General features: G+C 63.9%; 1 protein-coding gene. It reads right to left on the bottom strand.

Going from position 1 to position 487, the window contains the following annotated elements:
* Positions 1 to 214: 214 nt before the first annotated feature.
* Positions 215 to 487, bottom strand: a 273-nt coding sequence (locus CG51_RS18890; protein WP_035747710.1) for a DUF308 domain-containing protein, incomplete at its 5' end; no start/stop codon positions are given.

The raw sequence follows: 487 nt of genomic DNA, 5'->3' as shown, positions 1-487 counted from the left end.
CATCAGCACCTCGCATTTTCGGTGTCAGGTGGCATGCACGGCTTTGCATCGGCGTCCGGCGCCTCTGCGTCCCGGTGCCGCAGGAAGATTGGCGTCGGACCGCTGCCGAACGGATTGAAGCCGGTGCTCAGGCAACGGTCGAAGATCGTTTCGTCCCATCGGGTGAAATCGTCCTCCTCGCCGGCAAGTCGCCCGTCATCCACCACAGGGCACCTCACGCCTTTGCCGATGGGGGAGCGTCATCGAAGGCCGCACCGTCCGAACGATCCGCCTTGCGAAGCCGTAGCCCGAGGAGGATCATCATCACCCCGAAGACCGCGGCGTAGAAGCCGATCAGCCAGCCGAGCGCGAGGAAGCTTTCGACCGGGCGCGTCAGCAGCATCCAGGTCACGACGACACCGAGAACGACCGAGAGAAGGCCGCTCAGGATCAGCCAGATTTCGCCGTTGATTTCCTTTCGCAGGCGGATCGCTGCCGCGATCTCGAG

The organism is Haematobacter missouriensis, assembly GCF_000740775.1.
Lineage (GTDB): Bacteria > Pseudomonadota > Alphaproteobacteria > Rhodobacterales > Rhodobacteraceae > Haematobacter > Haematobacter missouriensis.
Note: the sequence above shows the minus strand (reverse complement) of the source record. Positions and strands in the feature narration are given on the sequence as shown.